We start from the raw sequence: 26688 nt of genomic DNA, 5'->3' as shown, positions 1-26688 counted from the left end.
ATGGCAAACATCGACTGGACCCGCGCCACGCGCTACTTCCTGCTGCAGGACTTCATCAAGGGCTTCGCCCTTGGCATGAAGTATTTCTTCGCCCCCAAGGCGACGGTGAACTACCCGCACGAGAAGGGCCCGCTGTCCCCCCGCTTCCGCGGCGAACACGCGCTGCGCCGCTATCCGAATGGCGAGGAACGCTGCATCGCCTGCAAGCTGTGCGAGGCCGTCTGCCCCGCGCAGGCCATCACCATCGACGCCGAACCGCGCGAGGACGGCAGCCGCCGCACCACGCGCTATGACATCGACATGACGAAATGCATCTATTGCGGCTTCTGCCAGGAAGCCTGCCCCGTCGATGCCATCGTCGAAGGTCCGAACTTCGAATTCTCGACCGAAACCCGCGAAGAGCTTTTCTACAACAAGGAAAAACTCCTCGAGAACGGCGCGCGCTGGGAGGCCGAGATTGCCCGCAATCTCGAACTCGACGCGCCCTACCGGTGACCGCAGATGAATGACGCCTTCACCAAGATGTTCCAGCAGATGATGGAAAGCGGGCAGGAGATGGTCCGCGCCTTCAACCCTGCGCTTGAAAACATGCAGGTGAAGGGGTTCGAGCAGTTCTTCCCCACCATGTCGAAAGACATGATGGAAATGTGGTTCGGCAAGACCTTCAACCGCGAGGGTCTGGATGCCAAGACGCGGCTTCTGGTCACCATCGCCGCGCTGACCGTGCTTGGCGCGCAGGCCGAACCGCAACTGAAACTGACCGTGCGCCACGCCCTCGAGGCCGGCGCCACCCAACGCGAGATCGCCGAGGTGATCTGGCAGATGAGCATGTTCGGCGGCCTGCCCGCCATGCAGAAGGCGCTGGAAATCGCCCAGTCCGTCTTCGCGGAAGTTGAGGAGAAAGACGCATGAGCGTTGCAGATTACGCCTTCTATGCCTTCGCCATCGTCACGGTGACGGCGGGCCTGCTGGTGACGGTCAGCCGGAACCCCGTGCATTCGGTGCTCTGGCTGATCCTCGCCTTCCTGTCCTCGGCGGGGCTCTTCGTGCTTCTGGGGGCGGAATTCGTCGCGATGCTTCTGATCATCGTCTATGTCGGCGCGGTGGCGGTTCTCTTCCTCTTCGTCGTCATGATGCTGGACATCGACTTTGCCGAGCTGAAGGGCGAGATGGCGAAATACATGCCGCTCGGCCTGCTGATCGGGGTCGTCCTGCTGATGCAGATCACGCTGGGTGTGGGCGCATGGGTGCAGGCCGAAGGCGCGCTTGGCCTGCGGCAGGCCGTGGCGCCCGACGCCGCACAGGTGGAAAACACCAAGGCGCTGGGGCTGCTGATCTATGACAAGTACATCTACCTGTTCCAGGCGTCCGGTCTGGTGCTGCTGGTCGCGATGATCGGCGCGATCCTCCTGACGCTGCGCCACCGCAAGGATGTGAAGCGGCAGAACGTGCTGGCCCAGATGTGGCGCGATCCGGCCAAGGCGATGGAACTCAAGGATGTGAAGCCGGGGCAGGGGCTCTGACAGCGGGGTGAACCCGTCCAAGGCGGGGTGAACCCCGCCCTACGGGTCGGGCGGCAACGCCCGGCAGAACGACAAAAAGGGCCAAAGGCCCGAGGGAACCGAAGATGGTTGGACAGTGGACGCAGACAAAGGGAACCCCGCGCGGCATCGCCGCGGCGGCTCTCCTTGGCGCGGCCTTCGCCCTGTCGGCCTGCGTGTCGGATGAACAGGCCGTCGACATGGGCCTTGCCACCAAATGCGAGGCGGATGGCACCGTCGCCGTTCTTGGCGATCCGGCGCGGCGCTTCGTGACAAAGTCCGAAACGGAAATCTGCCGCGGGCCCAGGCGCGACAGCTATACCGAAACCCGCCTCGACATCATCGACTGCCCGACGCAGACCGTGCTGCGCGCAGGCGTCACCCGCGCCAGCGCCGATCAGGCCCGCCGCGGCCCCGATTACGACAATACCGCCGCAGTCGAACAGGCGCGGCTCCGGCTCAAGGTGGGTCTTGCCGACCTGACCGCCACGGAGTCCGCCCTGCGCGCGGCCGGCGTCCCCGTCAGCCGCAGCGCGGGCGGGGCCGAGCAATGCACGAAACTGGCCGCAGGGGCGGCCCAAACGAACTGAACGGGCAAAACGCCCTGAGGGAACGAGAGATGGTTGGACTTGAACATTACCTGACGGTCGCCGCGGCGCTTTTCGTCATCGGGATCTTCGGCATCTTCCTGAACCGGAAGAATGTCATCGTTATCCTGATGTCGATCGAGTTGATGCTCCTGTCCGTGAACATCAACCTCGTCGCCTTCTCCTCGCATCTGGGCGATCTCGTCGGACAGGTCTTCACCATGTTCGTCCTGACCGTCGCCGCCGCCGAGGCCGCCATCGGCCTTGCCATCCTCGTCGTCTTCTTCCGCAACCGCGGGACGATCGACGTGGAAGACGTCAACGTGATGAAGGGTTAAGCCGCCATGGCAACGATCATCCTCCTTGCGCCCCTTGTCGGCGCGCTGATCTGCGGCTTCGGCTGGCGTTTCCTTGGCGAAAGGACGGGGCAGGTGATCACCACCGCGCTTGTCTTCCTTGCGGCCATCCTGTCCTGGGTCATCTTCCTGCAATTCGACGGCGAGACCTACAAGGTCGTGCTCCTGCGCTGGATCGAGAGCGGCAGCCTCGGTTCGGAATGGGCCATCCGCATCGACCGCCTGACGGCGATCATGCTGGTCGTGGTGAACTCGGTCTCCGCCCTCGTGCACCTCTATTCCTTCGGCTACATGGCGCATGACGACAACTGGCGCGATGACGAACCCTATCGGGCGCGTTTCTTCGCCTATCTCTCGTTCTTCACCTTCTCCATGCTGATGCTGGTGACGTCCGACAACCTCGTGCAGATGTTCTTCGGCTGGGAAGGGGTGGGGGTCGCCTCGTACTTGCTGATCGGCTTCTACTACAAGAAGCCCTCGGCCAACGCCGCCGCGATCAAGGCTTTCGTCGTCAACCGCGTGGGTGACTTCGGCTTTGCCCTTGGCATCTTCGCGCTTTTCTTCCTGACGGACAGCATCCGCTTCGACGACGTCTTCGCCGCCGTGCCGGAACTGGCGCAGACGAACCTGACCTTCCTCTGGGGGGAATGGAACGCGGCCAACCTGATCGGGGTGCTGCTCTTCATCGGGGCGATGGGGAAATCGGCACAGCTTCTGCTGCACACCTGGCTGCCCGACGCGATGGAAGGCCCGACGCCGGTGTCGGCCCTGATCCACGCGGCAACCATGGTGACGGCGGGCGTCTTCCTCGTCTGCCGCATGTCGCCGCTTTACGAATTCGCGCCCTCGGCCACCTTCTTCATCACCGTGCTGGGGGCGACCACCGCCTTCTTCGCGGCCACCGTCGGCCTCGTGCAGAACGACATCAAGCGCGTGATCGCCTATTCGACCTGCTCGCAGCTCGGCTACATGTTCGTGGCGGCGGGCGTGGGCGTCTATTCGGTGGCCATGTTCCACCTGTTCACGCACGCCTTCTTCAAGGCGATGCTGTTCCTTGGCGCAGGCTCGGTCATCCATGCCACGCATCACGAACAGGACATGCGCAACTATGGCGGCCTGCGGAAGAAGATCCCGCTGACCTTCTGGGCCATGATGATCGGCACGCTGGCCATCACCGGGGTCGGCATCCCGCTGACGCATTACGGTTTCGCAGGCTTCCTGTCGAAGGACGCCGTGATCGAGAGCGCCTATGTCGGCAACCACTATGCCTTCTGGCTGCTGGTCGTGGCGGCGGGGATGACCTCGTTCTACTCGTGGCGTCTGATGTTCCTGACCTTCTACGGCACCAGCCGCGCGCATGGTCACGGCCACCACGGCCACGACGCGCATGGCCACGGCCATGACGACCACGGCCACGGCCACCACGAACCGCATGAAAGCCCGACCGTCATGCTGATCCCGCTCGGCGTCCTCGCGCTTGGCGCGGTGTTCTCGGGGATGATCTGGTACAACAGCTTCTTCGGGGATGAGGGCAAGGTCCGCTCGTGGTTCGGCCTGCCGGTCGCGGAACATGCCGCAACCGAAGGCGAGGGCGACCACGCCGCCACCACCGCCACCGAAGGCGAAGACCATGCCACCGCGACCGAAGGCGAACATGCCGCAGCCGAAGGCCATGCCTTCCCGCAGCCGGTCCCCGGTCAGGGCGCCATCTTCATCGGCCCCGAGAACCACGTCCTGCACGAGGCGCATCTGGTGCCGAAATGGGTCAAGGTCTCGCCCTTCGTGGCGATGGTCCTTGGCTTCCTGCTGGCCTTCCAGTTCTACATCCGCCGTCCGGACCTGCCCGGCAAGCTCGCCGAACAGCAGCGCCCGCTCTACCTGTTCCTGCTGAACAAGTGGTACTTCGACGAGCTTTACGACTGGATCTTCGTCCGGCCCGCAAAGTGGCTGGGCGGGTTCCTGTGGAAGAAGGGCGACGGCGCGGTGATCGACGGGTCGATCAACGGCGTTGCCATGGGGATCATCCCCTTCTTCACGCGGCTCGCGTCACGCGCGCAGTCCGGCTATCTGTTCCACTATGCCTTTGCCATGGTTCTGGGCATCGCCGCCCTGATCACGTGGATGACGCTCTCGGGGGGCGCGCACTGATATGGAAAACCTCCTCTCCATCATCACCTTCATTCCGGCGGTGGCCGCAGCCATCCTCGCGCTCTTCCTGCGCGGGGACGACGCGGCGGCGCGGCGGAATGCGAAATGGCTGGCCCTTCTGGCCACCACGGCGACCTTCCTCGTGTCGCTCTTCGTGCTCGTGGGCTTCGATCCGGCCAATACCGGCTTCCAGTTTGTCGAGGAATATGACTGGATCCTCGGCCTGAAATACAAGATGGGCGTCGACGGTATCTCGGTCCTCTTCGTGATGCTGACGACCTTCCTCATGCCGATCACCATCGCCGCCTGCTGGGAGGTGGAGCATCGCGTGAAGGAATACATGATCGCCTTCCTGATGCTGGAAACGCTGATGCTCGGCGTGTTCTGCGCGCTGGACATGGTGCTGTTCTATCTGTTCTTCGAAGCCGGTCTGATCCCGATGTTCCTGATCATCGGCATCTGGGGCGGCAAGGAACGCATCTACGCGGCCTTCAAGTTCTTCCTCTACACCTTCCTCGGGTCCGTCCTGATGCTGGTCGCGATGATCGCGATGTATATGGATGCGGGCACCACCGACATACCGTCGCTTCTGGCCCACAATTTCGGGTCCGCGGATATGCAGGTGCTGGGCGTCCATATCGTGGGCGGGATGCAGACGCTGCTGTGGCTGGCCTTCTTCGCCTCGTTTGCGGTGAAGATGCCGATGTGGCCGGTGCATACATGGCTGCCCGATGCCCACGTTCAGGCGCCGACCGCAGGGTCGGTCGTGCTGGCCGCAATCCTGCTGAAGATGGGGGGCTATGGCTTTCTGCGCTTCTCGCTGCCGATGTTCCCGGTGGCATCCGACCTGCTCGCGCCTTTGGTGTTCTGGATGTCGGCCATCGCCATCGTCTATACCTCGCTGGTCGCGCTGGCGCAGTCGGACATGAAGAAGCTGATCGCCTATTCCTCCGTCGCCCACATGGGCTACGTCACCATGGGCATCTTCACCGCCAACCAGCAGGGCATCGACGGGGCCATCTTCCAGATGCTCTCGCACGGCTTCATCTCCGGCGCGCTCTTCCTCTGCGTGGGTGTGATCTATGACCGGATGCACACGCGCGAGATCGACGCCTATGGCGGTCTCGTGAACCGGATGCCCGCCTATGCGATGATCTTCATGTTCTTCACCATGGCCAATGTGGGCCTTCCGGGCACCTCGGGCTTCGTGGGCGAATTCCTCACGCTCATGGGCATCTTCCAGGTCAACACCTGGGTCGCCGCCGTGGCCACCACGGGCGTGATCCTGTCGGCGGCCTACGCCCTCTGGCTTTATCGCCGCGTCGTCATGGGCGATCTGGTGAAAGAGGCGCTGAAGTCCATCACCGACATGACGGGCCGCGAGAAGGCGATCTTCGCCCCGCTCGTCGCCATGACCCTGCTTCTCGGCGTCTACCCCTCGCTCGTGACCGACGTCATCGGTCCCAGCGTGTCGGCGCTGATCACCGACTATCAGGCTGCGCTGCCCGTCGTGGACGGCACGCAGCTTGCCACGAACTGAAGGGACGTATCGGATGACCCCGCAAGATTTCTCCACCGTCCTGCCCGAGGTCGTGCTGGCCGTCTATGCCATGGCCGCGCTGATGTTCGGTGTCTACACCTCCAAGGACAAGGTCGCGCCTCTGATCAGCTGGGCGACTGCCGGCCTCTTCCTTGCCCTCGCGCTCTGGATCGGCGCGGGCGGTGAAGGGGAACGTGCCGCCTTCGGTGGTATGTTCATCGACGATCCCTTCGCGCGCTTTGCCAAGGTCACCATCCTGATCTCGGCCGCCGCCGTGCTGATCATGTCGCAGGATTACATGATCCGCCGCGACCTGCTGCGTTTCGAATATCCGATCCTGTTGGCGCTTTCGGTCGTCGGCATGATGATGATGGTCTCGGCGGGCGACCTGATGGCGCTCTACCTTGGGCTCGAGCTGCAGTCTCTGGCGCTCTACGTCGTCGCCGCCCTGCGCCGCGATAGCGTTAAATCCACCGAAGCCGGCCTCAAATACTTCGTCCTCGGCGCGCTCTCCTCGGGCATCCTGCTTTACGGCGCGTCGCTGACCTATGGCTATGCGGGCACCACGCTCTTCTCCGGCATCCTGTCGACGCTGGACCATGGCGCGCCGCTGGGGCTGCTCTTCGGTCTGGTGTTCATGCTGGCGGGTCTGGCCTTCAAGGTCTCGGCCGCGCCCTTCCACATGTGGACGCCCGATGTCTATGAAGGCTCGCCCACTCCGGTGACGGCCTTCTTCGCCACCGCGCCCAAGGTCGCCGCCATGGCCCTGCTGGCCCGCCTGTCCTGGGATGCCTTCGGCGCGATCCCCGGCGACTGGACGCAGGTCCTTGCCGCTCTGGCCGTGATCTCCATGTTCCTCGGCGCCGTCGCGGCGATCGGGCAGAAGGACATCAAGCGCCTGATGGCCTATTCCTCCATCGCCCATATGGGCTATGCGCTGGTCGGCCTCGCCTCCGGCACGGCCGAAGGGGTGACGGCCATGCTCGTCTACATGGCGATCTACGTTACCATGAATGTCGGCACCTTCGCCTTCATCCTGTCGATGGAAAAGGACGGCCGCCCCGTCACCACCATCGACAGCCTGAACATGTTCGCCAAGAAGGAACCGCTCAAGGCGCTGGCCATGCTGGTCCTGATGTTCAGCCTTGCAGGCGTGCCGCCCATGGTCGGCTTCTTCGGCAAGTTCTACGTGCTGAAGGCGGCGGTCGATGCGGATATGATATGGCTTGCGCTGGCCGGTGCCGTGGCCTCTGTCATCGGTGCCTTCTACTACCTGCGCATCGTGTTCTTCATGTATTTCGGCAAGGAAACCGAAGGCGTGGAGTCGCGCATGGCCCCCGCCCAATGGGCGATGCTGGTTGCGGTCGCGGTGATCATGGTGGCGGGCATCGTCAACCTCTTCGGCATCCAGCCCGCAGCCGCCATCGCGGCGGAAGCCCTTGTCAGGTAAGGCCAAATGGCCGCAGGGGGTGGGTCGCCACCTCCTCGACACGGTCGACAGCACCAATGCCGAGGCGTTCCGGCTGGCCCCGCATCACGCGGGGCCTTGCTGGATTGTGGCAGGCGAACAGACGGCAGGCCGCGGCCGCCGCGCCCGCGCCTGGGCCAGCCCGCGCGGGAATTTCCACGGCACGCTTCTTCTGCACCCGACCGAACCCGCCGCGACCGTGGCGCTCCGCTCCTTCGCGGCAGCACTCGCCCTGCGCGATGCCTTCGTCGCGCTGACGGGCCTGCCCGAGGCGTTCAGGCTCAAATGGCCCAATGACGTGCTGCTGAACGGCGGCAAGGTCGCGGGGATTCTGCTGGAAAGCAGCGGGGCAGGGCAGGGGGTGCAACACCTTGCCATCGGGATCGGCGTCAACCTGATCGCCGCCCCCGACCCCGCGCAGGTGGAACAAGGCGCCGTGCCCCCCGTCACGCTCCTGTCGGAAACCGGCCTGCGCGTCACGCCCGAGGCGTTTCTCGACGCCCTCGCCCCCGCCTATGCGCGGTGGGAGACGGCCTTCACCACCCAAGGCTTCGCCCCCCTGCGCGAGGCATGGCTTGCCCATGCCGCCCGCCTTGGCGAAACCATCCGCGCCCGCACCGGCACCGAAACGCGCGAGGGCGTATTCCAGACCATAGACGAGACGGGCGCACTCATCCTGCGCCAAAGCCAAGGCCCCGTCGCCATTCCGGCGGCGGAGGTGTTCTTCTGACGGGGGCGCGCCATGCTGCTGGCCATCGATTGCGGCAATACCAACACGGTCTTTTCCATCTGGAACGGCGAAAGGTTCATCGCCACATGGCGCATCGCCACCGATCACAAGCGGACGGCGGATGAATACCATGTCTGGCTGTCCTCTCTCATGATGCTGACACGGACCGAGGCGAAGATCACCGATGCCATCATCTCCTCCACCGTGCCGCGCGTCGTGTTCAACCTGCGCGTCCTGTGCAACCGCTATTTCGACTGCCGCCCGCTGGTCGTGGGCAAACCGGAATGCCGCCTGCCCGTCGCCCCCCGCGTGGATCAGGGCACGACTGTCGGTCCCGACCGTCTGGTCAACACAGTGGGCGCGCATGACCGCCATGGCGGCGACCTGATCGTCGTGGATTTCGGCACCGCCACCACCTTCGACGTGGTCGATACGGACGGCGCCTATATCGGCGGCGTCATCGCCCCCGGCGTGAACCTGTCGCTCGAGGCGCTGCACATGGCCGCCGCCGCCCTGCCGCATGTCGATATCAGCCGCCCCGCCCGCGCCATCGGGACGAATACGGTGGCCTGCATGCAGTCCGGCGTGTACTGGGGATATATCGGGCTGGTCGAAGGCATCGTGCGCGAAGTCCGCAAGGAACGCGACCGTCCCATGAAAGTAATTGCGACAGGCGGCCTCGCCTCCCTGTTCGCGCAGGATACCGCACTATTTGACAGCGTCGAGGATGACCTGACCATGCATGGTCTGATGCTCATCGACCGGCACAACAAGGAACTGGAAAACGCATGACGAACCGGCTGATCTATCTTCCTCTCGGCGGTGCCGGGGAGATCGGCATGAACGCCTATGTCTACGGCTATGGTCCGGCGGGGAAGGAACGCCTGATCCTTGTCGATATGGGCGTGACCTTTCCGGACATGGACACCACCCCCGGCGTCGATCTGATCCTGCCCGACATGGCATGGCTGGAAGACAACCTCGACCGTCTGGACGCCATCTTCATCACCCACGCGCATGAGGATCATATCGGCGCGCTCGGCCATCTCTGGCCGCGCCTGCAAAAGCCGGTCTATGCCCGCCGCTTCACCGCCACCATCGGCCGCCTGAAATTCGAAGAGCAGGGCCTTCCGGTCGAGGCGATCAACATCGTCGCCCCGCGCCCCGAGACGGTCGAGGTCGGCCCCTTCAAGGTGCAGTTCGTCCCCGTCAGCCACTCCATCCCCGAAAGCGCCGCGCTGCTGATCGACACGCCGGCAGGGCGGATCGTCCATTCCGGCGATTTCAAGCTGGACCACAACCCCGTCGTGGGCGAGGCATGGGATGATGCCCGATTCACCGAAATCGCTGCCGAACGCCCCGTGAAGGCGCTCATGTGCGACTCGACCAATGTCTTCAGCCTCCATGCCGGCCGGTCTGAAAGCTCCATCCGCGAACCGATCCGTGAACTGATCGCGGGCCATGGCGGGATGGTGGTGGCAACCACCTTCGCCTCGAACGTCGCCCGCCTGAAGACGCTGGCCGAAGCCGCCCGCGCCGCCGACCGTTCGGTCTGCCTGATGGGCCGTGCGATGAAGCGGATGGTGACGGCGGCGGAACAGTCCGGCGTCCTGACCGGCTTTCCCCGCACCGTCAGCCCCGAAGATGCCGCCGACATCCCGCGCGGCAACCTCATGCTCATCGTCACCGGATCGCAGGGCGAACGCCGCGCGGCCAGTGCCCAGCTCTCGCGCGGGAAATATCTGGGGATGGAGCTGAAGCAGGGCGACCTCTTCCTCTTCTCCTCGAAAACCATCCCCGGCAACGAGCGCGAGGTGCTGCGCATCGTCAACAACCTGTCGGAACGCGGCGTCGACGTGATGGATGACGGCGGCGGCAAATACCACGTCTCGGGCCATGCCAACCGCCCCGATCTGGAACATGTCCACCGCCTGCTGCTGCCCGACATGCTGATCCCGATGCACGGCGAACACCGCCACCTGCGCGAACATGCCCGCATTGGGGCCGAGGCGGGCATTGCCACCGCCATCGTCACCAACGGCATGATGGTCGACCTGACGGGCGAGGCGCCGGTCACGGTGGAACATGTGGAAACGGGCCGGCTCTACCTTGACGGCACCTCGATCGTCGGCGCGCTGGACGGCGTGATCCGCGACCGGATCCGCATGGCGCTGAACGGGCATGTGATGGTCACCGTCATCCTCGACGACGACAACGAAACGCTGGGCGACGCCTGGGTGGAAATCATGGGCCTGTCCGAAAAGGGCCGCTCCGGTCCGCTGGCGGAAACGATGGAGGGCGAACTTAACGACTTCATCGACGGGGCAGGGCGCAAGATCCTGCGCGACGACGACAAGCTGGACGAGGCGCTGCGCCGCATCGTGCGGCAGGTCGCGATGGAGGAGATCGGCAAGAAGCCCGAAGTCACCGTCGTGGTCAGCCGCCTGATGGCCGAATGATGCGGGCAGGATGGGCAACATGGCCCATCTTGCGCCTCAGACATTCGTCCAGCCGCCATCAATGCTGATGGCCTGACCCGACATGAAGGCGCTTTCGTCGCTGGCCAGATAGACCGCCAGTGCCGCGATTTCCTCCGGCTGGCCGATCCGCCCCATGGGTTGGCGCGCGATGAAGGCCGCGCGCGCCGCCTCGTAATCGCCTTGCGCGCGCATCCGCTGTTCCAGCGACGGGCTTTCCACCGTGGCGGGGCAGATCGCGTTGCAGCGGATGCCCTTTGTCACGTAATCCGCCGCCACCGATTTCGTGATCCCGATCACCGCCGCCTTCGTCGCGCCATAGACGAAGCGGTTGGGCGCCGCGATGATGCTGGACGCGACCGAGGCGATGTTGACGATCGACCCGCCGCCATTCTCCAGCATTGCAGGCAAAAAGGCCCGCGTCACGCGATAGAGCGCCTTGACGTTCAACTCGACCGAAAAGTCGAAATCCTTTTCCTCGCAGTCAAGGATGGTGCCCGCATGGACGAAACCCGCGCAGTTGAACAGCACATCCACCGCCCCCACCTCTGCCGCCATCGCCTTGACCGCCGCGCCGTCGGTAACGTCCAGACGATGCGCCTCGATCCCCTCGGCGCGCAGCGCCTCCACCGCGTTCATGTTGATGTCGGTGGCGATGACCCGCGCCCCTTCGGCCTTGAAGGCCCGCACGGTGGCAAGCCCGATCCCCGCGCCCGAGGCGGTGCAAAAGGCGGTCTTTCCGGAAAGGCGCATGGCAAACTCCCTGTCGCGACACCCCGCAGTCAAGCGGAAGCGCCCGTCAGGGGCAAGCGCAAACTGACATGTTAGTTCACCAGGTCCAGCAGACGCGCCGCCTCGGCCCGCACATCGGCCAGTTTCGAACGGTCCTCGCCGGGGTGGAACCGCGCGCGCACGGCGGTCGGCATCGGCGCGGGCGTGCCGATCACCACGCGGGGCCCGTGCTTTGCCCCCTCGGCCGCCCAGGACCGCGCCAGCGCGATCTGCGCCGCCTTGGTCGCGCCATAGGCGCCATAGAACTTCTCGCCCGCCTTCGGATCGTCAAGGAACATCGCCATCCCCGCCGGGGCGGCGCGCAGCAGCGGCTCCACCATCGGGATCAGCATCCCCGTCGCCCGCGTGTTGGTCGCGATGGACTTTTCCCAATCCTTGGCATCCAGCGACCCCATCGGCGCCAGCGGCGCGGCATGGATGGCCGCATGAACCCACAGGTCAAGATGCCCCCAGCGGTCATGCACCGACCGGCACAGATGTCGCATCGCATCGTCATTGGTCACATCCATCGGTGCCAGCGTCAGCCCCCCCGCACCGGGCAGCCCCGCCGCCTTCACGCGGTCATCCAGTTCCTCCAGCCCGCCCACGGTGCGTGCCACGGCCACCACATGCCACCCGCGCAGGGCCAGCTGTTCGGCCATGGCCGCGCCAAGCCCGCGCGAGGCTCCGGTCACGAGTGCGATCTTCTGGGACATGGGTTCGGTCTTTCCTGATCCGGCAGGTGCGGGGGTTTCACACCCCCGGACCCCCGTGGGATATTTGGGAACGGAAAATGGGCGGCGGTTACTCTGCCGCCTTCATCTGGAAGCCTTCCTCGATCTTGTCCGAGGGGGCGACGGGATAGTCCCCGCTGAAGCAGGCGTCGCAATAGCGCGGATTGGCGTCGTCGCGCCCGCCCGCCTCGCCCGCGGCGCGGTAAAGACCGTCCAGAGAGATGAATTTCAGGCTGTCCACCCCGATCCAGTCGCGCATCTCGTCCTCGGACATGGTTGCGGCCAGAAGCTTGGACCGCTCCGGCGTATCGACGCCATAGAAACAGGGCCAGGCGGTCGGGGGCGAGGCGATGCGGAAATGGACCTCTGCCGCGCCGGCATCGAGGATCATGTCCTTGATCTTGCGGCTGGTGGTCCCGCGCACGACCGAGTCGTCGACAAGGATCACCCGCTTGCCCTTGATCAGGGCGCGGTTGACGTTCAGCTTCAGCCGCACGCCCATGTTGCGGATCTGCTCGGTCGGTTCGATGAAGGTGCGCCCCATATACTGGTTGCGCGTGATGCCCAGACCGAAGGGGATACCGGATTCGGCGGCATAGCCGATGGCGGCAGGGGTGCCGCTGTCGGGGACGGGGCAGACGAGATCCGCCTCAACCGGCGCCTCGCGCGCCAGTTCCACGCCGATCTGGCGCCGCGTCTCATAGACCGACCGGCCGCCAAGGATGCTGTCGGGGCGGCTGAAATAGACATGTTCAAAGATGCAGAAGCGCGATTTGGCGGGCGAGAAGGGGCGGAAGCTTTCCACCTTGCCGCCTTCGATCACCACCATCTCGCCGGGTTCGATCTCGCGCAGGAATTCCGCGCCGATGATGTCCAGCCCGCAGGTTTCCGACGACAGGGCATAGCCGTGGTCGCCCACCTTGCCCAGAACCAGAGGCCGCACGCCCAGCGGGTCGCGCACACCGATCAGCTTCGTCCGCGTCATGGCCACGACCGAGAAGGCGCCCTCGACCCGGCGCAGCGCGTCCTTGATGCGTTCGGGGATCGTTTTCTGGATCGACCGCGCCATCAGGTGGATGATGCATTCGCTGTCGGACGAGGACTGGAAGATCGACCCGCGCTCGATCAGCTCGCGGCGCAGGGCGGCGGCGTTGGTCAGGTTGCCGTTATGGGCGATGGCCGCACCACCCATGGAGAATTCGCCGAAGAAGGGCTGCACGTCGCGGATCGCGGTCGCGCCCTTGGAGCCTGCGGTGGAATAGCGGACATGGCCGATGGCAAGCTCGCCCGGCAGGGTGTCCATCACATCCGCCTTGGTGAAGTTGTCGCGCACATAGCCGAAGCGGCGGGCCGAGTTGAACCCGTGGTCGGGATCATAGACGACGATCCCGCCCGCCTCCTGCCCGCGATGTTGCAGGGCGTGCAGGCCGAGGGCCACGAAATTCGCCGCGTCGGCCACGCCGATCACGCCGAACACGCCGCATTCCTCCTTCAGTTTGTCATCGTCGAAGGGGTGCGAGAGGAAGGGGCGCATGGGGCCTCCGAATCCGAGGGTAGGGCTGCGCTTCATCTAGTGCTTTGCGCGGGCGAAGTCACGCCCCTTTGGCCCGCAGCGCGGCAGTGAACGGAGGATGACCGGACCGGCCGCTGCGTGCTGACAGGTTGCGGTACAGCCTGCGGCACAGGAAACGGACAACCCGTTTCCGCCGGAATCAGCCGTTGGTGGCGGGGGCGGTCTCGGCCGGGGCGGCCTCCTCCACGCAGACCTGCGTCAGCTCGTTATAGCGCTGCACGATCCAGCCCGGCGCATCGGAGGGCATCTGCGCGTCGATATTGGCCTGGAAGGCGGCAAAGACCTTGGCCGAGCGGCTGTCGTCCACCATGGGGATGGAATCGGCGGCCACGGCGCGGTCATAGACAAGGAAGGCCACTGCCACCAGAAGCACCCCGCGCACCACGCCGAAGAGGAAACCCAACCCCTGATCCAGCCCGCCAAGCGCCGTCTTGTGGATGGCCGAGGACAGCAGCGGCGTGAAGAGAGAGGCCACGATCAGTGCGGCGGCAAAGACCACGGCAAAGGCCGCGATGATCGACAACTCGCAGGAGTCGCCCAGGAATTCGCCCACCACGGGCAGTTCCTTGACCAAGGGTTGCACGGGGGCGGCGAAGAGGAACGCCACCAGTGCCGCGCCGATCCAGCCGACGATCGCCATCGCCTCACGCACGAAGCCGCGGGAATAGGCAAGGATGGCCGACAGCACGACAATGCCCGCGACGATCGCGTCAATCAGGGTGAAACCTTCCATACCGACGTCCTGCTCCTGTCCCCGCCGAAGCTATCCTGCCCCGAACATTTCACCCACAAAGGCCGTGAGGTCGGGCATCTGCCGCACCCGCATCCCCGTCTCCGCCCCGACTTTGGAACGGTCCGGCGCGACCGCCTGTGAGAAACCAAGTTTCGAGGCTTCTTTCAACCTGTTTTCCGTCTGACCGACTGGCCGCAGCGCCCCGGAGAGAGAGATTTCGCCGAAAAGCACCATGTCCGGCGGCAAGGCGACATCTTCCCGCGCCGAAAGGAGGGCGGCCGCGACCGCAAGGTCGGCGGCGGGTTCCGACACGCGCATCCCGCCCGCCACGTTCAGGAAGACATCCAGCCCCGCAAAGGGGATGCCGCAGCGCGCCTCGAGCACGGCAAGGATCGTGGACAACCGCCCGCTGTCCAGCCCCACCACCGTCCGCCGCGGTGTGCCGAGGTTCGAGGGGGCCACAAGAGCCTGAATTTCCGTCAGAACCGGCCGCGTCCCTTCGATCCCCGCAAAGACGGCAGAGCCGGGGGTGGTCTGCCCGCGATCCGACAGGAACAGCGCCGAAGGGTTGGTGACCTGCGCCAGACCGTCGCCCGTCATCTCGAACACGCCGATCTCGTCGGCAGGGCCGAAGCGGTTCTTCACGGCGCGCAGGATGCGGAACTGGTGGCCACGCTCGCCCTCGAAATAGAGAACGGTGTCGACCATATGCTCGACCACGCGCGGCCCCGCGATCTGGCCTTCCTTGGTGACATGGCCGACAAGGATCACCGCCACGCCCCGCCGCTTGGCAAAGGTGACAAGCTCGTGCGCCGCCGCGCGGACCTGGCTGACAGAGCCGGGCGCCGCCTCGACGGTATCCAGCCACATCGTCTGGATCGAGTCGATCACCGCCAGATGCGGGCGTTCGTCATCCAGCGTCGTCAGGATGTCGCGCAGGGCCGTCTCGGCCCCCAGCGCCACGGGCGCGTCGGCCAGACCCAGACGCTGCGCCCGCATCCGCACCTGCGCCGAGGCTTCCTCGCCCGAAATGTACATGCATTTCAGCCCGCGGCGGGCAAAGCTGGCCGTGGCCTGCAACAGAAGCGTGGACTTCCCGATCCCCGGATCGCCCCCTACAAGGATGGCCGAGGCCGGAACCAGCCCGCCCCCCAGAACACGGTCAAGCTCGTCCATGCCCGATGCGGCGCGGGGCGGGGGGGCTTCCTCGGTGGACAGGTCGGTCAGCGGGATCCGCCGTCCCTTGGCCCCCAGTGCCTTGGGCCCTGTCGACAGCGGTGCCTCTTCGACGATGCTGTTCCATGCCCCGCAGCCATCACAGCGTCCCGCCCATTTGCGATGGACGGTCCCGCAGGCAGTGCAGGTGAAAGAGGGGGTGGCTTTGCTCATGCCCTTGGGTAGCGGTTGGGGGACTGCGGTTCAAGCGGCGACACGCAGGCACATGGTCACTTGCCCTGCTTGGCCAGTTGCACGATGGTCCCCTCGCGCGGGTCGTCCAGTTCCATGGCATAGCCCAGTTGCGGCAGGATTTCCCGAAGATCCTCTTCCAAGCGCTTGATCTGGCGTTCGGATTTCAATTCGTCTGCTTCGATGTCGGCCAGCCAGCGGCGCAATTCGTCAACCGTCCGGCGGGCAATGGCGATCCTGTCGGCGACGGCCTCGGCCTCTTCCTGACGCTGCTTGAGAAAGGCGCGGGCGCGGGCGACGCGGTCGTCGGAATAGGTGCGGGCAAGATCGCGCGAGAGAAAGCTCATCTCGGCGGCAAGTTGCAGCAACTCGGGTTCCAGCATCGACAGGTCAGGATGGCGGCGCAAATGCTCCAGCCGCGCGCGGACGGCCTCGAACTCTCCGGACAGGGCGAAGACTCCGGCGCGGTCGGCCGAATGGGCGATCCGGTAGGCGCGCGTCACATCCTCGAGGTTTATGGCAAAGGACCGGTGGCTGTGTTCCAGCCGCGCCATACGGGCGTTTGCCGGAAGGACCAGCGCGATCAGCACCGCAAAAACGGTCAGGGCGATCTGCGCCCACTTGCCGGCCTCGGGCAGGGGGGCGCCGTTCCAGGCCAGTTGCATCTCGGGCCAAGGGATCAGGCCCAGACCCGCCGCCACGCAACAGGCAACCATCCCGAGCGCGACAAGCGAAGCCAGCCAGAGAGCGAACCCCTGACCCCAGCGCAAGAGGGGCTTTGTGTAACCGGACAGGTCGGGAATCATCACAGCAACCGGACACTCGTCTACCATTCGGCACAGCTAAGATGGGCCGAGGGAAGTTTGGCAACGGATTTCGCGTGGGTTGCATTTCGCGCCACCCGATTTCGCATCAATCGCCGGAAAACACCGTCAGGTTGTTTCCTGACGGAGAACAGTCAGCCGGACAGCAGGACCACCACGGCGGTGACCGGCAGCACCCATAAAAGCGTGCCCACGATCCAGTGCCCCCAGATCGGCGAGGGCCATTCGCGGAACACATGCTTGCCCCAACCCCAGACCAGCCAGATCCAGCACAGTATACTGCCCGCAAAGCTGGCCTGCTGCAATTCGACATAGGCCGGTTGCCATGGTAGCCCCAACCAGACGCAAAAGGCCGAACCGAAAAGCGCGAGGGCCCCCGCCCCTTCGACCCTGTTGCGCCAGCCGGCGATGGCCGCGACCGTGATGGATACGGGTATGGCGCCGACCACGAAACGGAAGGGAAGCGAGGTGGACAGGAGTGCGAGCGCCTGTTCCAGCCAAGGGTCCATCAGCGCACCGCGGCAATCGGGCCGGTGGCACGGCCATGGATGAACTGCTGGACGTAAGGGTCCGGTGTAGCGTCCATTTCCCCCACCGTGCCCGTCCACTGGATCACGCCGTCATGCAGCATGGCCACGCGATCCGCAATGGCGCGGACCGACGACATGTCATGCGTGATCGTCATGGCCGTGGCGCCCATTTCGGTGACGATCTCGCGGATCAGGTCGTTGATGACGCCCGCCATGATGGGGTCAAGTCCGGTGGTCGGCTCGTCGAAGAAGATGATCTCGGGCTCTGCCGCGATGGCGCGGGCAAGGCCCACGCGCTTTTGCATCCCGCCCGACAGCTCGGCCGGGAACTGGTCGGCCACCTCGGGGCGCAGGCCCACGCGGCGCAGCTTCTCGATCGCGATCTCGCGCGCTTCCTGCTTTGGCCGCTTTAGCGCCCCGCGCATCAGGCGGAAGGCCACGTTTTCCCACACGCGGAGCGAGTCGAACAGCGCGCCGCCCTGGAACAGCATCCCGAAGCGGGCAAGGAAGGCGTCGCGGTCGGCGGTGGTGACATCCTGCCCGTCCAGCGTGATGGTCCCCCCATCGTGCCGCACAAGGCCGAGGATGCATTTCAGCAGCACCGACTTGCCCGTGCCGGACCCCCCGATGATGACCATGCTCTGCCCCGAGGGGATGGTCAGGTCCACCCCGCGCAGGACGCGGTTCTTGCCGAAGGTCTTGGTGACGCCGGTCAGGGTGATCATGCCGAGAAGAACACCTCTGTCAGCAGGTAGTTGGTGGCAAGGATCAGGACAGATGCCCCCACCACGGCGGCTTTGGTCGCGGCCCCCACGCCCTGCGCGCCGCGGCCCGAATTCATGCCGTGATAGCAGCCCATCAGCGCCACGATGAAGCCGAAGGCCGCGCCCTTCCAGAGGCCCGACACCACGTCCCAGCTTTCCAGGAAATCGACCGTGTTCTGCAGATAGACGGTGGAGTTGAAGCCCAGACGGTTCACCCCCACCAGCCAGCCCCCCGCGATCCCGATGGCATCGCCCACCGCGACCAGAACCGGCACGGCAAGGGTCGCGGCAAGGACGCGCGGCACGGCAAGGTATTTGATCGGATCGGTCGACAGCGTCACCAGCGCGTCGATCTGTTCCGTCACCTTCATCGTCCCGATCTCGGCCGCGATCGAGGATGCGACGCGCGCCGCCACCATCAGACCACCCAGCACGGGGCCAAGCTCGCGCACCATGCCGATGGCGACGATGGAGGGGACCACCGCCTCGGCATTGAAGCGGGCACCGCCGGAGTAGATCTGCAGGGCCAGCGCGCCGCCCGTGAAGACGGCGGTCAGCCCCACTACGGGCAGGGAGAACCAGCCGATCTGCAACAAGGCCTGCAGGAATTCGCGCGGGTAGAAGGGGGGGCGGACCATGTGCCCCACCACACGCGCGGCGAAAAGGGCGATGCGCCCGATCAGGGCCAGCGCGGCCAGAACCGGCCGCCCGATGGCGGCAAGGGGCGCGGTCAGCGCGGTCACGCCTGACCTCCGGTCCGCCGGTCGATATAGCGGCGCGCATAGCGCGGGCCGAGCGAGGTGAGGATCTCGTATCCGATGGTGCCTGCGATGGCGGCCAGATCGTCCACCCCCTGATGCGGGCCGAGAATGTCCAGTGTGCGCGGCACCTCCGGCAGATGCGAGATATCGGCGGTGATCAGGTCCATCGACACCCGCCCGATCAGCGGAACCGGCGTGTCGCCGTCCCACAGATGGACCTTGTTCGACAGCGTGCGCGGCAGCCCGTCGGCATAGCCCGCCGAAAGCGTGGCAACGGTCGCGGGGCCTTCGGCGACCCAGGAACAGGCATAACCCACCGCCTCGCCCGCCACGACCTCGCGCGTCTGGATGACGGGCAGGGACAGGGTGACGACGGGATGGGCCTGTGCAAAGGGCTGGCCGCCGTAAAGGCCGACACCGGGGCGGGTCAGGTCGAAGTGGTACGCGGGGCCAAGAAGGATGCCACCCGTCGCCGCGAAAGACCGCGGCAGGCCGGTGCCGTCGGTCATGCGGTGGAAATTCGCCAGTTGCTGCGCGTTCAGCGGATGGTCCGGCTCGTCCGCGCAGGCAAGGTGGGACATCAGCAGTTCCGGCTTCGCGCCAAGGACGATGGGAGCGATGGCCTGCCATTCCGCGGCCTCCAGCCCCAGACGGTTCATGCCGGTGTCCAGCTGGATGCCGAAGGGATGGCCCGGCAGCGCCTCCAGATGCCGCGTCACCTGCTGCACCGAATTCAGCATCGGCGTCAGGTCGAGGTCGTGGATCATCTCGGTATCGCCCGCCATATGGCCGCCAAGGATGGCGATCTGTGGGCCGGGGCCAAGCACCTGCCGCAGCTTCGCGCCCTCTTCCGCGACGGCGACGAAGAAACGGCGCGCGCCGGCGCGGGCAAGGGCAGGGGCGACACGGTCGATGCCGAGGCCATAGGCATCGGCCTTGACGACGGCGGCGGTCTGCACCCCCTGCGCCGAGGCACGGTCGAGCGCGGCCCAGTTGGCGGCGATGGCGTCGAGGTCGATGGAAAGCGTTGCTGTGGCCATGATGCGGGGGTTTTCGGCAGGGTCGGGGCGCGGGTCAAGGGAATTCTTCCCGACCGCCGGTCACGGTCGGGCGAGGGTGGCGCGGATGTGCGGTCAGTCGCGCACACCCGCCATGGCGCGGTCCAGATGGACATAGCCGCCATCGACGAACAGCCATTGCCCCGTCGTATGGCCCGCCCGCGGCGAGAGGGTAAAGACGACGGTATCGGCCATTTCCGTATCCAGCGTCATCCGCTGGCCCAGCGGGATGCGCCGCGTGATCTCGGCCAGTTTCTCCGCGCGGTCGGGGAAGGTGTCGAGCCATGCGTCATACATGGGGGTCAGCACTTCGGCCGGGATCACGGCATTCACCCGCACGCCGTGGGGGGCGAGCGCCGCCGCCCATTCCCGTGTCAGGCCCAGTTGCGCGGCCTTTGCCGCCACATAGGCCGAGGTCGACCCCTGTCCCGTCACGCCCGTCTTGGAAGAGATGTTCACGATCGCGCCCTTCGCGGCTTTCAGATCGTCCTGCAACAGGTGGGCGAGCGTGTAGTAATGGATCAGGTTCTGGTCGAGAGAGGCACGGAACGCCTCGGGGCCCGCGTCCAGACCGATGCCGTCATTGGTGCCCGCATTGTTGACCAGCCCGTAGACGCGGCCCCAGCGGGCATGGACCTCGTCCACGGCGCGCCGGACGTCGGCATCGCGCGACAGATCGGCCTGCACCCAGCCCGCCTTGGGCTGCAGCGCCGCGAGGTCCGACAGGAACCCCGCATCGGGGGCGCGGCGGGCGATGATGGCGGGGATCGCGCCCTCTTCGGCCAGACGGCGGCTGATGGCGCCGCCGATCCCCTGTCCGCCGCCGGTGACGACGACGACGCGATCCTTCAATTGCAGGTCCATGTTGCCCCTCAGTACTGGCCGCCATCGCCCTGCCACGGCTGGGCAAGGTTGCCGAAACGGGTGAAGCGTCCCTCGAAGCTCAGCTCGACCGTGCCGATGGGACCGTGACGCTGCTTGCCGATGATGACCTCGGCCTTGCCGTGGACACGGTTCATCTTCTCGTACCACTCCGCAAAGCGGGGGTCGTCTTCCGGCGGTTTCAGGCGTTCGTGGTAATATTCGTCGCGGTAGACGAACATGACGACGTCCGCGTCCTGTTCGATCGAGCCGGATTCGCGCAGGTCCGAAAGCTGCGGCCGCTTGTCATCGCGCGATTCCACCGTCCGCGACAGCTGCGACAGCGCCACGACGGGGATGTTCAGCTCCTTGGCGATGGCCTTCAGACCTTGGGTGATCTCGGACACTTCCTGCACGCGGTTCGACTCGCCCTTGGAAGAGCCTTTCAATAGCTGGAGATAGTCGACCATCAGCACATCCAGCCCGTGAGTGCGTTTCAGACGCCGCGCCCGCGCCGCGACCTGGCTGATCGGCAGGGCGGGCGTGTCGTCGATATAGAGCGGGCAGGATTCCAGCGACTTTGCCGCCTCGACGAAGCGGCGGAATTCCTGTTCGGTCATGTCGCCGCGGCGGATCTGTTCGGACGGCACCTCGGAGGCTTCGGACAGGATGCGGGCGGCCAATTGCTCGCTGCTCATTTCCAGCGAGAAGAAGCCCACGACGCCGCCCTCGACCGCCCCTTCGCCGCCGTCATGCAGGCGGCCGCGGCGATAGGCCTTGGCGATGTTGAAGGCGATGTTGGTGGCAAGCGAGGTTTTCCCCATCGACGGGCGACCGGCAAGGATCAGCAGGTCGGACGGGTGCAGACCGCCCAGCTTGCGGTCCAGATCGACAAGGCCGGTCGAGATGCCGGCCAGACCGCCGCCACGCTGATAGGCGGCATTGGCGGAATTCACCGCCTCGGTCGTGGCGCGCAGGAACGAGACGAAGCCGCGCTGCGCCACGCCCTGTTCGCCCAGTTTGTAAAGGTGCTGTTCGGCCTCGGTGATCTGTTCGCGGGGTTCCGAGGTGACATCGACCTTGGCCGCCTTGGCCGCGATGTCGCGGCCCAGCGAGATGAGTTCGCGCCGCACGGCAAGGTCATAGATCATCTGCGCGTAATCCCGCGCGGCAAAGCTGGAAATCGCGGCACCGGCCAGTCGCACCAGATAGGCCGGACCGCCCAGTTCCTTCAGCCCCTCGTCATCCTCGAAAAACGGCTTCAGCGTGACGGGCGAGGCGAGCGCGTTCTTCTGGATGCGGGCGGCGGCCTTGTCGAAGATGCGCTGGTGGACAGGGTCGAAGAAATGGTCGGCCTTCACCAGTGCGGCGATGCGGTCATAGACATCGTTGTTGGTCAGGATCGCGCCCAGAAGCTGTTGCTCGGCCTCGATATTGTGGGGCAGGGTCTCGCCTTCGGGCTGCGCGGGCAGGGCGGGAAGGTTGGGGCGGAGCGTGGCGATTTCGGTCATGTCTGCCTTCGGGTTCTTTATCTGCCGGGGTCGTATGTGCCCCGTTTTGCTGCGCCGGAACAGGCGGGAACAACCCTGTGGGTAACCCCTGCCCGAGTCAGTCGCACGGTGGGAAGTCTACCACATCTTGCGGGTCATGTCGCCTGCCGCCCCCATAAAGGCGCGTCGCGCGCGGGGCGGCAGATGATTCATCCACAAAGCATCCACAGCGCAGCCCACAAGAAATGTGGGCGGCTGTCGGCCGTATCAGCCCTTGGTCCGCGCGGCCTGCCAGGCGCGGGGATCGTTCAGGAAGACTTCGACCTCGGCCAGCGTGGCGTCATCGAAGGCGCCGCTGGCGCGGGCCTCGGCCAGCACGTCCCACCATGTGCACAGGTGATGCAGCGCCACCCCGTGATCGGCCAGACGCTGCGTCGTCTCGGGGAAGATGCCGTAATAGAAGATCACCGCCGTATGGCCGCAGGTTGCCCCTGTCTCGCGGATCGCGTCGACGAAAGAGAGCTTCGATCCGCCATCGGTCGTCAGATCCTCGACCAGCAGCACACGCTGGCCTTCGGTCATCGCGCCCTCGATACGGGCGTTGCGGCCATAGCCCTTGGGCTTCTTGCGGACATAGGTCATCGGCAGGGCTAGGCGTTCCGCCACCAGCGCGGCAAAGGGGATGCCCGCGGTTTCACCGCCCGCGATGTTGTCAAAGGCCTCGAATCCCGCCTCGCGCATGACGGTGACCGACAGGAAATCCATCAGGGTCGAGCGGATGCGCGGATAGCTGATCAGCTTGCGGCAGTCGATATAGGTCGGGCTGGGCAGGCCGGAAGCGAGGGTGAAGGGCGTCTCGGCGTTGAAATGGACGGCCTTGATCTCCAGCAGGGCGCGGGCGGTCAGGCGGGCGATTTCTTCCTTGGGCGGGAAAGCGGTGGGGATCATGGCGCGGTCCTATCGGTGGCGTCAGGCTTCGACATGCCAGTGCACGGGGAAGCCGGGGTCGAAGACGGTCACGGGACCGGCCTCGGTGAAGATCTTGGCGGGCCATTGCGCGGGCGCGCCCTTTGTGAGGGTGATTGTTCCTTCGTTCGCGGGCAGGCCATAGAAGCGCGGCCCGTTCAGGCTGGCGAATGCCTCCAGCCGGTCGAGCGCGCCGTCCTCCTCGAACACATGCGCCAGAAGCTGCATCGTGTTCGTGGCCGTAAAGCAGCCCGCGCAGCCGCAGGCGTGTTCCTTCAGAGCATCCACATGCGGCGCGCTGTCGGTGCCAAGGAAAAAGCGCCCCTCGCCGCCGGTCGCCGCCTGACGCAGCGCCAGACGGTGCTTTTCGCGCTTGGCCACGGGCAGGCAGTAGTAATGCGGCTTGATCCCGCCCACGAGGATGTGGTTGCGGTTGATGATCAGGTGATGGGTGGTGATCGTCGCCCCCAGCCGGTCACCGCCCGCGCGGGCATAGGCGACGCCTTCCTCGGTGGTGATATGTTCCATCACCACGCGCAATTCGGGGATGCGGCGGCGCAGCGGGTCAAGGACGGTGTCGATGAACACGGCCTCGCGGTCGAAGATGTCGACCTCTGCCGTCGTCACCTCGCCATGCACGCAAAGGGGCAGGCCGATCTCGGCCATCTTTTCCAGCACGGGCGTCACCTTGGCCAGATCGCGCACGCCGCCGTGGGAATTGGTCGTGGCCCCTGCAGGATAGAGCTTCACCGCCTTGACCAGACCATCGGCATGGGCGCGGGCCACATCGTCGGGGTCGGTGCCTTCGGTGAGGTAGAGCGTCATCAGCGGCTCGAACGCCATCCCCTCGGGCAGGGCGGCAAGGATGCGGTCGCGATAGGCGGCGGCCTGCGCGCCCGTCACCACGGGCGGCACGAGGTTCGGCATGATGATCGCGCGGGCGAAGTGGCGCGCGCTTTCGGGCAGGACGCCTTGCAGCATCGCGCCGTCGCGCAGATGCAGGTGCCAGTCGTCGGGGCGGCGGATGGTCAGGCTTTGTGTCATGCCCCGCGCCTAGCGCAACTGCCGTCCGCTTTCCAGCAGGATCAGCAGGGGACGGCGCGATTCCCGCCTGACCTCATCCTGCCGGCGCCGGGGCGGCTGCGGGGGCGGCGGATTTGGCCAGCTGCGCCTCGAGCTCGTGCATCCGGCGGCGGAAACGCGGCACACCCAGCCGTCGCACGACCGACCGGCAGACCATCAGCGACAGCTTCGGTCGCCGCGCCAGTTCCGTCTTCCGCAGGACGGTCCGCAGATAGGGGGCGAAACGGCGGCGGATGCGCCACATCCGCGCGAAAGTCAGGGCGTCCAGTCTGCCTTCGCAGGCCGCGCCCAGAAGATCGCCGAAAAGGCCGGTCATCTCGATCGCTGACTCGATCGTGTCGCCGAAGTGGCGCGCAGGCAGACAGGTGATCCACGGCGCGCGGAACAGCGCGCTGTGCATGGCATTCTCTGGCACGAGGGGATCGCAGATGATGTAAAGGTGCGCGGCCCCTTGCGTCATGTCCGGGGCATAGCCGTAGCGCGACGTGAAATCCAGCCGCCGCGCCGCCAGATCGCGCCGGTCCCACCCTGCCACCGCAGGCGACAGCGTCGCGCGCGGGTTGACGGCCAGCACATTCGCGCCGGGCGAGCAGACGGAAAACGCACAGGCGGCATGACCCGCCGGTCCCGCGCCATAGAACAGGACGCGGTCGAAATCCTCGAAGAAGGCATCATCGACGAGCCGGTCGAAATATCCGAAGACCGCAGGATCGCGGAACCACGTCTCGCCGTCGCAGATCAAGGTCAGATGGGACCACCCGTTCGCCACCGCAACCTCGTGGCCAAAGGGCATCTGTCCCCTGCGGTTCAGGATGCGCTGTAGCGGCTCGAAGGTCACCAGAAGGACGGGGCCGTCATCATGCAGATAGGCAAAGTGGCGCGGGCCCAGCGATTCGAAATAGCCCTCTTCGGCGCAGAGCGCATCGATATGCGCGCACCACGCTGCACGGTCGAGCGGCACGTCCTGCGCCATCGGTTCCGGGCCCGGCGTGCCCGGGCCTTGCGAAGGGACCTCGTCTTCAGGGTCGCGCTCGGCGGTGTGGGGGTCTGTCTCGCTCATGCGCGGGTCTCGAATCTTCCTGTGACGGACGTCTGCTGCGTTCATGAATGTTCAACACAGCCTTGGGGAAGGCAAACGGCAAGTTTGTGTCTTTTGTTAAGCGGCAGCCACCTGCCGACACCTGCAACGCCTCAATTGCCCAGACCGTGCACCCATACCTTGCGCGCCTCGGCGGCGTCTATGCGGCGGGTGGGGGGGGTCATGAGAAGCCGCGCGAAAAGCGCGCGCCACTCCTCGTGCCGCATGAGGGCGAGGAACCGCTCCTGCCGCCAGCGGAAGGCGGCGCGGTGCAGGTCGCCAAGGACGGGATCGGCCATCAGTCCTGCCCGCAGGGCGCTGCTGTCCAGCGACAGGATCGAACGGTCCTCGACATGGCAAAGGTTGCGGTCCACCCAGTAGCCCAGATCGAAGGCCGAAGCGTCGCGGTTCGCCCGCCCGCGATCGGCCTTGACCAGATACCCCTCCATCGACCCGAGCGCGTAATGGTTGAGTTGGACGAGGCTGTGGTTCGTCTCTCCCAGACGCGAGAAGATGCGCTGCGGCCCGCCGGGCAGGGGGCGGCCCGCCCCGTCGAACCAGTGCTGGTCGGGGGTGGCCTTGCCCTTGGGGCGGTGCACACCGGGTTGGCCGAAACGGCCATCGTTGCGGTAGAGCGTCTTGAACATCACCGCCCGCCACGGCCAGTCAAGCGGGTCGTCGGCAGCGCGGGTGAAGCTGGCGGTCACCGGCTCGTCGCGCAGGGTCTCGACCCCCGCATTGCCGAACATCCGCCATGTCAGGGTGATGGCATCCGCCGCCGGAAGTGCCGCCAGAAGCGCGGGGATGGTCCGGTCGCCGGTGTGGATGTTGATGAATTCGTCGATGTCGATGACGGTGATCCAGTCCGCCGCCCGCACCAGCGGATGGCCCGCCGCAAGCTTCAGCGCCTGCCACTGCGGCCCCTTTTCGGCATGGGCATCGTTGCGGACATGGGTTAGCCATCCCATCGCCTGCAAACGGTCCAGCATGGCATTGGTGCCGTCGGTGCAGTCGTTGGAGAAGACCAGAAAATCCGTCACCCCCGCCGCGCGGTGATGGGCCAGCCATTCCAGCAGGAAGCTGCCCTCGTTACGGACCGTCAGGATCGCAAGCACACGCATGTCCAAGCGATAGCATGGTGGTGGGGCGGATGGGAACCATACTCCATTGGTCGCATGTGCGGCTTTGGCGGCTTGACCCCCCGACGG

General features: G+C 65.7%; 27 protein-coding genes. 11 read left to right on the top strand and 16 right to left on the bottom strand.

Translation table 11 applies throughout. From position 1 onward, the window contains the following. The 11 genes from nuoI (at nucleotide 1) to GU927_RS01080 (ending at nucleotide 10829) form a co-directional block, all read left to right on the top strand. Nucleotides 1-495: an NADH-quinone oxidoreductase subunit NuoI gene (nuoI, locus tag GU927_RS01130; RefSeq protein ID WP_161760376.1), complete on the top strand. Its 495-nt coding sequence runs from the start codon at nucleotides 1-3 to the stop codon at nucleotides 493-495. Nucleotides 496-501: 6 nt separating this feature from the next. Next, a complete protein-coding gene (locus GU927_RS01125; RefSeq protein ID WP_161760374.1) occupies nucleotides 502-912 on the top strand; it encodes a carboxymuconolactone decarboxylase family protein in 411 nt (136 codons plus the stop codon). Beyond that, nucleotides 909-1523, top strand: a complete 615-nt coding sequence (locus GU927_RS01120) for an NADH-quinone oxidoreductase subunit J (protein ID WP_161760372.1) — start codon at nucleotides 909-911, stop codon at nucleotides 1521-1523. Before GU927_RS01125 ends, GU927_RS01120 begins: the two co-directional genes overlap by 4 nt. 104 nt (nucleotides 1524-1627) lie before the next feature. Beyond that, on the top strand, nucleotides 1628-2131 hold the full coding sequence (locus tag GU927_RS01115) for a hypothetical protein (protein WP_161760370.1): 504 nt from the start codon (nucleotides 1628-1630) through the stop codon (nucleotides 2129-2131). A 29-nt stretch (nucleotides 2132-2160) separates the two neighbouring features. Continuing rightward, nucleotides 2161-2466, top strand: a complete 306-nt coding sequence (gene nuoK, locus GU927_RS01110) for an NADH-quinone oxidoreductase subunit NuoK (protein ID WP_023665161.1) — start codon at nucleotides 2161-2163, stop codon at nucleotides 2464-2466. A 6-nt stretch (nucleotides 2467-2472) separates the two neighbouring features. Beyond that, nucleotides 2473-4632, top strand: a complete 2160-nt coding sequence (nuoL, locus tag GU927_RS01105) for an NADH-quinone oxidoreductase subunit L (RefSeq protein ID WP_161760368.1) — start codon at nucleotides 2473-2475, stop codon at nucleotides 4630-4632. A gap of 1 nt (nucleotide 4633) precedes the next feature. After that, nucleotides 4634-6172 (top strand): NADH-quinone oxidoreductase subunit M, encoded by a 1539-nt coding sequence (locus GU927_RS01100; RefSeq protein WP_161760366.1) that lies wholly within the window; start codon nucleotides 4634-4636, stop codon nucleotides 6170-6172. Nucleotides 6173-6185: 13 nt separating this feature from the next. Then, on the top strand, nucleotides 6186-7622 hold the full coding sequence (gene nuoN / locus GU927_RS01095; protein WP_161760364.1) for an NADH-quinone oxidoreductase subunit NuoN: 1437 nt from the start codon (nucleotides 6186-6188) through the stop codon (nucleotides 7620-7622). Then, nucleotides 7612-8370: a biotin--[acetyl-CoA-carboxylase] ligase gene (locus tag GU927_RS01090; RefSeq protein ID WP_161760363.1), complete on the top strand. Its 759-nt coding sequence runs from the start codon at nucleotides 7612-7614 to the stop codon at nucleotides 8368-8370. Before nuoN ends, GU927_RS01090 begins: the two co-directional genes overlap by 11 nt. Before the next feature lie 12 nt (nucleotides 8371-8382). Next, entirely contained in the window at nucleotides 8383-9162 is a 780-nt protein-coding gene (locus GU927_RS01085) for a type III pantothenate kinase (RefSeq protein WP_161760361.1), read from the top strand. Further along, nucleotides 9159-10829, top strand: a complete 1671-nt coding sequence (locus GU927_RS01080; RefSeq protein ID WP_161760359.1) for a ribonuclease J — start codon at nucleotides 9159-9161, stop codon at nucleotides 10827-10829. The genes GU927_RS01085 and GU927_RS01080 overlap by 4 nt, the downstream gene beginning before the upstream one ends. A gap of 36 nt (nucleotides 10830-10865) precedes the next feature. Here GU927_RS01080 and GU927_RS01075 read toward each other — a convergent pair whose 3' ends face one another. The 16 genes from GU927_RS01075 to GU927_RS01000 form a co-directional block, all read right to left on the bottom strand. Continuing rightward, entirely contained in the window at nucleotides 10866-11600 is a 735-nt protein-coding gene (locus GU927_RS01075; RefSeq protein ID WP_161760357.1) for an SDR family oxidoreductase, read from the bottom strand. A gap of 71 nt (nucleotides 11601-11671) precedes the next feature. Next, nucleotides 11672-12334, bottom strand: coding sequence for an SDR family oxidoreductase (locus GU927_RS01070; RefSeq protein WP_161760355.1), 663 nt, complete (start codon nucleotides 12332-12334; stop codon nucleotides 11672-11674). Between the two features lie 88 nt (nucleotides 12335-12422). Continuing rightward, nucleotides 12423-13886 (bottom strand): amidophosphoribosyltransferase, encoded by a 1464-nt coding sequence (gene purF / locus GU927_RS01065; protein ID WP_161760353.1) that lies wholly within the window; start codon nucleotides 13884-13886, stop codon nucleotides 12423-12425. Between the two features lie 178 nt (nucleotides 13887-14064). Continuing rightward, nucleotides 14065-14658, bottom strand: a complete 594-nt coding sequence (locus tag GU927_RS01060) for a CvpA family protein (RefSeq protein ID WP_161760351.1) — start codon at nucleotides 14656-14658, stop codon at nucleotides 14065-14067. Nucleotides 14659-14688: 30 nt separating this feature from the next. Beyond that, on the bottom strand, nucleotides 14689-16047 hold the full coding sequence (radA, locus tag GU927_RS01055; protein WP_161760350.1) for a DNA repair protein RadA: 1359 nt from the start codon (nucleotides 16045-16047) through the stop codon (nucleotides 14689-14691). Between the two features lie 56 nt (nucleotides 16048-16103). Further along, nucleotides 16104-16898 (bottom strand): DNA repair protein, encoded by a 795-nt coding sequence (locus GU927_RS01050; protein ID WP_217765498.1) that lies wholly within the window; start codon nucleotides 16896-16898, stop codon nucleotides 16104-16106. Between the two features lie 125 nt (nucleotides 16899-17023). After that, nucleotides 17024-17398 carry a hypothetical protein gene (locus GU927_RS01045; protein WP_161760346.1) on the bottom strand — a complete coding sequence of 125 codons (375 nt, stop codon included), beginning with the start codon at nucleotides 17396-17398 and terminating at the stop codon, nucleotides 17024-17026. Further along, nucleotides 17398-18144 (bottom strand): ABC transporter ATP-binding protein, encoded by a 747-nt coding sequence (locus tag GU927_RS01040; protein WP_161760344.1) that lies wholly within the window; start codon nucleotides 18142-18144, stop codon nucleotides 17398-17400. Before GU927_RS01040 ends, GU927_RS01045 begins: the two co-directional genes overlap by 1 nt. Next, on the bottom strand, nucleotides 18141-18917 hold the full coding sequence (locus GU927_RS01035; RefSeq protein ID WP_161760749.1) for an MlaE family ABC transporter permease: 777 nt from the start codon (nucleotides 18915-18917) through the stop codon (nucleotides 18141-18143). Before GU927_RS01035 ends, GU927_RS01040 begins: the two co-directional genes overlap by 4 nt. Before the next feature lie 5 nt (nucleotides 18918-18922). After that, nucleotides 18923-19984: an alanine racemase gene (gene alr, locus GU927_RS01030; RefSeq protein WP_161760342.1), complete on the bottom strand. Its 1062-nt coding sequence runs from the start codon at nucleotides 19982-19984 to the stop codon at nucleotides 18923-18925. A 93-nt stretch (nucleotides 19985-20077) separates the two neighbouring features. Then, nucleotides 20078-20866 (bottom strand): SDR family oxidoreductase, encoded by a 789-nt coding sequence (locus GU927_RS01025; protein WP_161760340.1) that lies wholly within the window; start codon nucleotides 20864-20866, stop codon nucleotides 20078-20080. An 8-nt stretch (nucleotides 20867-20874) separates the two neighbouring features. Beyond that, nucleotides 20875-22374: a replicative DNA helicase gene (locus tag GU927_RS01020; RefSeq protein WP_161760338.1), complete on the bottom strand. Its 1500-nt coding sequence runs from the start codon at nucleotides 22372-22374 to the stop codon at nucleotides 20875-20877. A gap of 246 nt (nucleotides 22375-22620) precedes the next feature. Further along, nucleotides 22621-23301 carry an orotate phosphoribosyltransferase gene (locus GU927_RS01015; RefSeq protein ID WP_161760336.1) on the bottom strand — a complete coding sequence of 227 codons (681 nt, stop codon included), beginning with the start codon at nucleotides 23299-23301 and terminating at the stop codon, nucleotides 22621-22623. 21 nt (nucleotides 23302-23322) lie between these two features. Continuing rightward, nucleotides 23323-24363, bottom strand: a complete 1041-nt coding sequence (gene pyrC / locus GU927_RS01010) for a dihydroorotase (protein WP_161760334.1) — start codon at nucleotides 24361-24363, stop codon at nucleotides 23323-23325. A gap of 73 nt (nucleotides 24364-24436) precedes the next feature. Further along, entirely contained in the window at nucleotides 24437-25375 is a 939-nt protein-coding gene (locus GU927_RS01005; protein ID WP_217765497.1) for a phosphoadenosine phosphosulfate reductase, read from the bottom strand. A gap of 218 nt (nucleotides 25376-25593) precedes the next feature. Then, nucleotides 25594-26601, bottom strand: a complete 1008-nt coding sequence (locus GU927_RS01000) for a glycosyltransferase family 2 protein (RefSeq protein WP_161760331.1) — start codon at nucleotides 26599-26601, stop codon at nucleotides 25594-25596. Nucleotides 26602-26688 lie beyond the last annotated feature (87 nt).

The organism is Paragemmobacter amnigenus, from assembly GCF_009908265.2.
In the GTDB taxonomy this organism is placed as follows: domain Bacteria; phylum Pseudomonadota; class Alphaproteobacteria; order Rhodobacterales; family Rhodobacteraceae; genus Paragemmobacter; species Paragemmobacter amnigenus.
This window is presented reverse-complemented; position numbering and strand designations above follow the sequence as displayed.

Bases quoted from the DNA above. Each gene is read 5' to 3' on its own strand.
- nuoI (WP_161760376.1), top strand. From the start codon at position 1: ATGGCAAACATCGACTGGACCCGCGCCACGCGCTACTTCCTGCTGCAG.
- GU927_RS01125 (WP_161760374.1), top strand. From the start codon at position 502: ATGAATGACGCCTTCACCAAGATGTTCCAGCAGATGATGGAAAGCGGG.
- GU927_RS01120 (WP_161760372.1), top strand. From the start codon at position 909: ATGAGCGTTGCAGATTACGCCTTCTATGCCTTCGCCATCGTCACGGTG.
- GU927_RS01115 (WP_161760370.1), top strand. From the start codon at position 1,628: ATGGTTGGACAGTGGACGCAGACAAAGGGAACCCCGCGCGGCATCGCC.
- nuoK (WP_023665161.1), top strand. From the start codon at position 2,161: ATGGTTGGACTTGAACATTACCTGACGGTCGCCGCGGCGCTTTTCGTC.
- nuoL (WP_161760368.1), top strand. From the start codon at position 2,473: ATGGCAACGATCATCCTCCTTGCGCCCCTTGTCGGCGCGCTGATCTGC.
- GU927_RS01100 (WP_161760366.1), top strand. From the start codon at position 4,634: ATGGAAAACCTCCTCTCCATCATCACCTTCATTCCGGCGGTGGCCGCA.
- nuoN (WP_161760364.1), top strand. From the start codon at position 6,186: ATGACCCCGCAAGATTTCTCCACCGTCCTGCCCGAGGTCGTGCTGGCC.
- GU927_RS01085 (WP_161760361.1), top strand. From the start codon at position 8,383: ATGCTGCTGGCCATCGATTGCGGCAATACCAACACGGTCTTTTCCATC.
- GU927_RS01080 (WP_161760359.1), top strand. From the start codon at position 9,159: ATGACGAACCGGCTGATCTATCTTCCTCTCGGCGGTGCCGGGGAGATC.
- GU927_RS01075 (WP_161760357.1), bottom strand. From the start codon at position 11,600: ATGCGCCTTTCCGGAAAGACCGCCTTTTGCACCGCCTCGGGCGCGGGG.
- GU927_RS01070 (WP_161760355.1), bottom strand. From the start codon at position 12,334: ATGTCCCAGAAGATCGCACTCGTGACCGGAGCCTCGCGCGGGCTTGGC.
- purF (WP_161760353.1), bottom strand. From the start codon at position 13,886: ATGCGCCCCTTCCTCTCGCACCCCTTCGACGATGACAAACTGAAGGAG.
- GU927_RS01060 (WP_161760351.1), bottom strand. From the start codon at position 14,658: ATGGAAGGTTTCACCCTGATTGACGCGATCGTCGCGGGCATTGTCGTG.
- radA (WP_161760350.1), bottom strand. From the start codon at position 16,047: ATGAGCAAAGCCACCCCCTCTTTCACCTGCACTGCCTGCGGGACCGTC.
- GU927_RS01050 (WP_217765498.1), bottom strand. From the start codon at position 16,898: ATGGTAGACGAGTGTCCGGTTGCTGTGATGATTCCCGACCTGTCCGGT.
- GU927_RS01045 (WP_161760346.1), bottom strand. From the start codon at position 17,398: ATGGACCCTTGGCTGGAACAGGCGCTCGCACTCCTGTCCACCTCGCTT.
- GU927_RS01040 (WP_161760344.1), bottom strand. From the start codon at position 18,144: ATGATCACCCTGACCGGCGTCACCAAGACCTTCGGCAAGAACCGCGTC.
- alr (WP_161760342.1), bottom strand. From the start codon at position 19,984: ATGGCCACAGCAACGCTTTCCATCGACCTCGACGCCATCGCCGCCAAC.
- GU927_RS01025 (WP_161760340.1), bottom strand. From the start codon at position 20,866: ATGGACCTGCAATTGAAGGATCGCGTCGTCGTCGTCACCGGCGGCGGA.
- GU927_RS01020 (WP_161760338.1), bottom strand. From the start codon at position 22,374: ATGACCGAAATCGCCACGCTCCGCCCCAACCTTCCCGCCCTGCCCGCG.
- GU927_RS01015 (WP_161760336.1), bottom strand. From the start codon at position 23,301: ATGATCCCCACCGCTTTCCCGCCCAAGGAAGAAATCGCCCGCCTGACC.
- pyrC (WP_161760334.1), bottom strand. From the start codon at position 24,363: ATGACACAAAGCCTGACCATCCGCCGCCCCGACGACTGGCACCTGCAT.
- GU927_RS01005 (WP_217765497.1), bottom strand. From the start codon at position 25,375: ATGGCGCAGGACGTGCCGCTCGACCGTGCAGCGTGGTGCGCGCATATC.
- GU927_RS01000 (WP_161760331.1), bottom strand. From the start codon at position 26,601: ATGCGTGTGCTTGCGATCCTGACGGTCCGTAACGAGGGCAGCTTCCTG.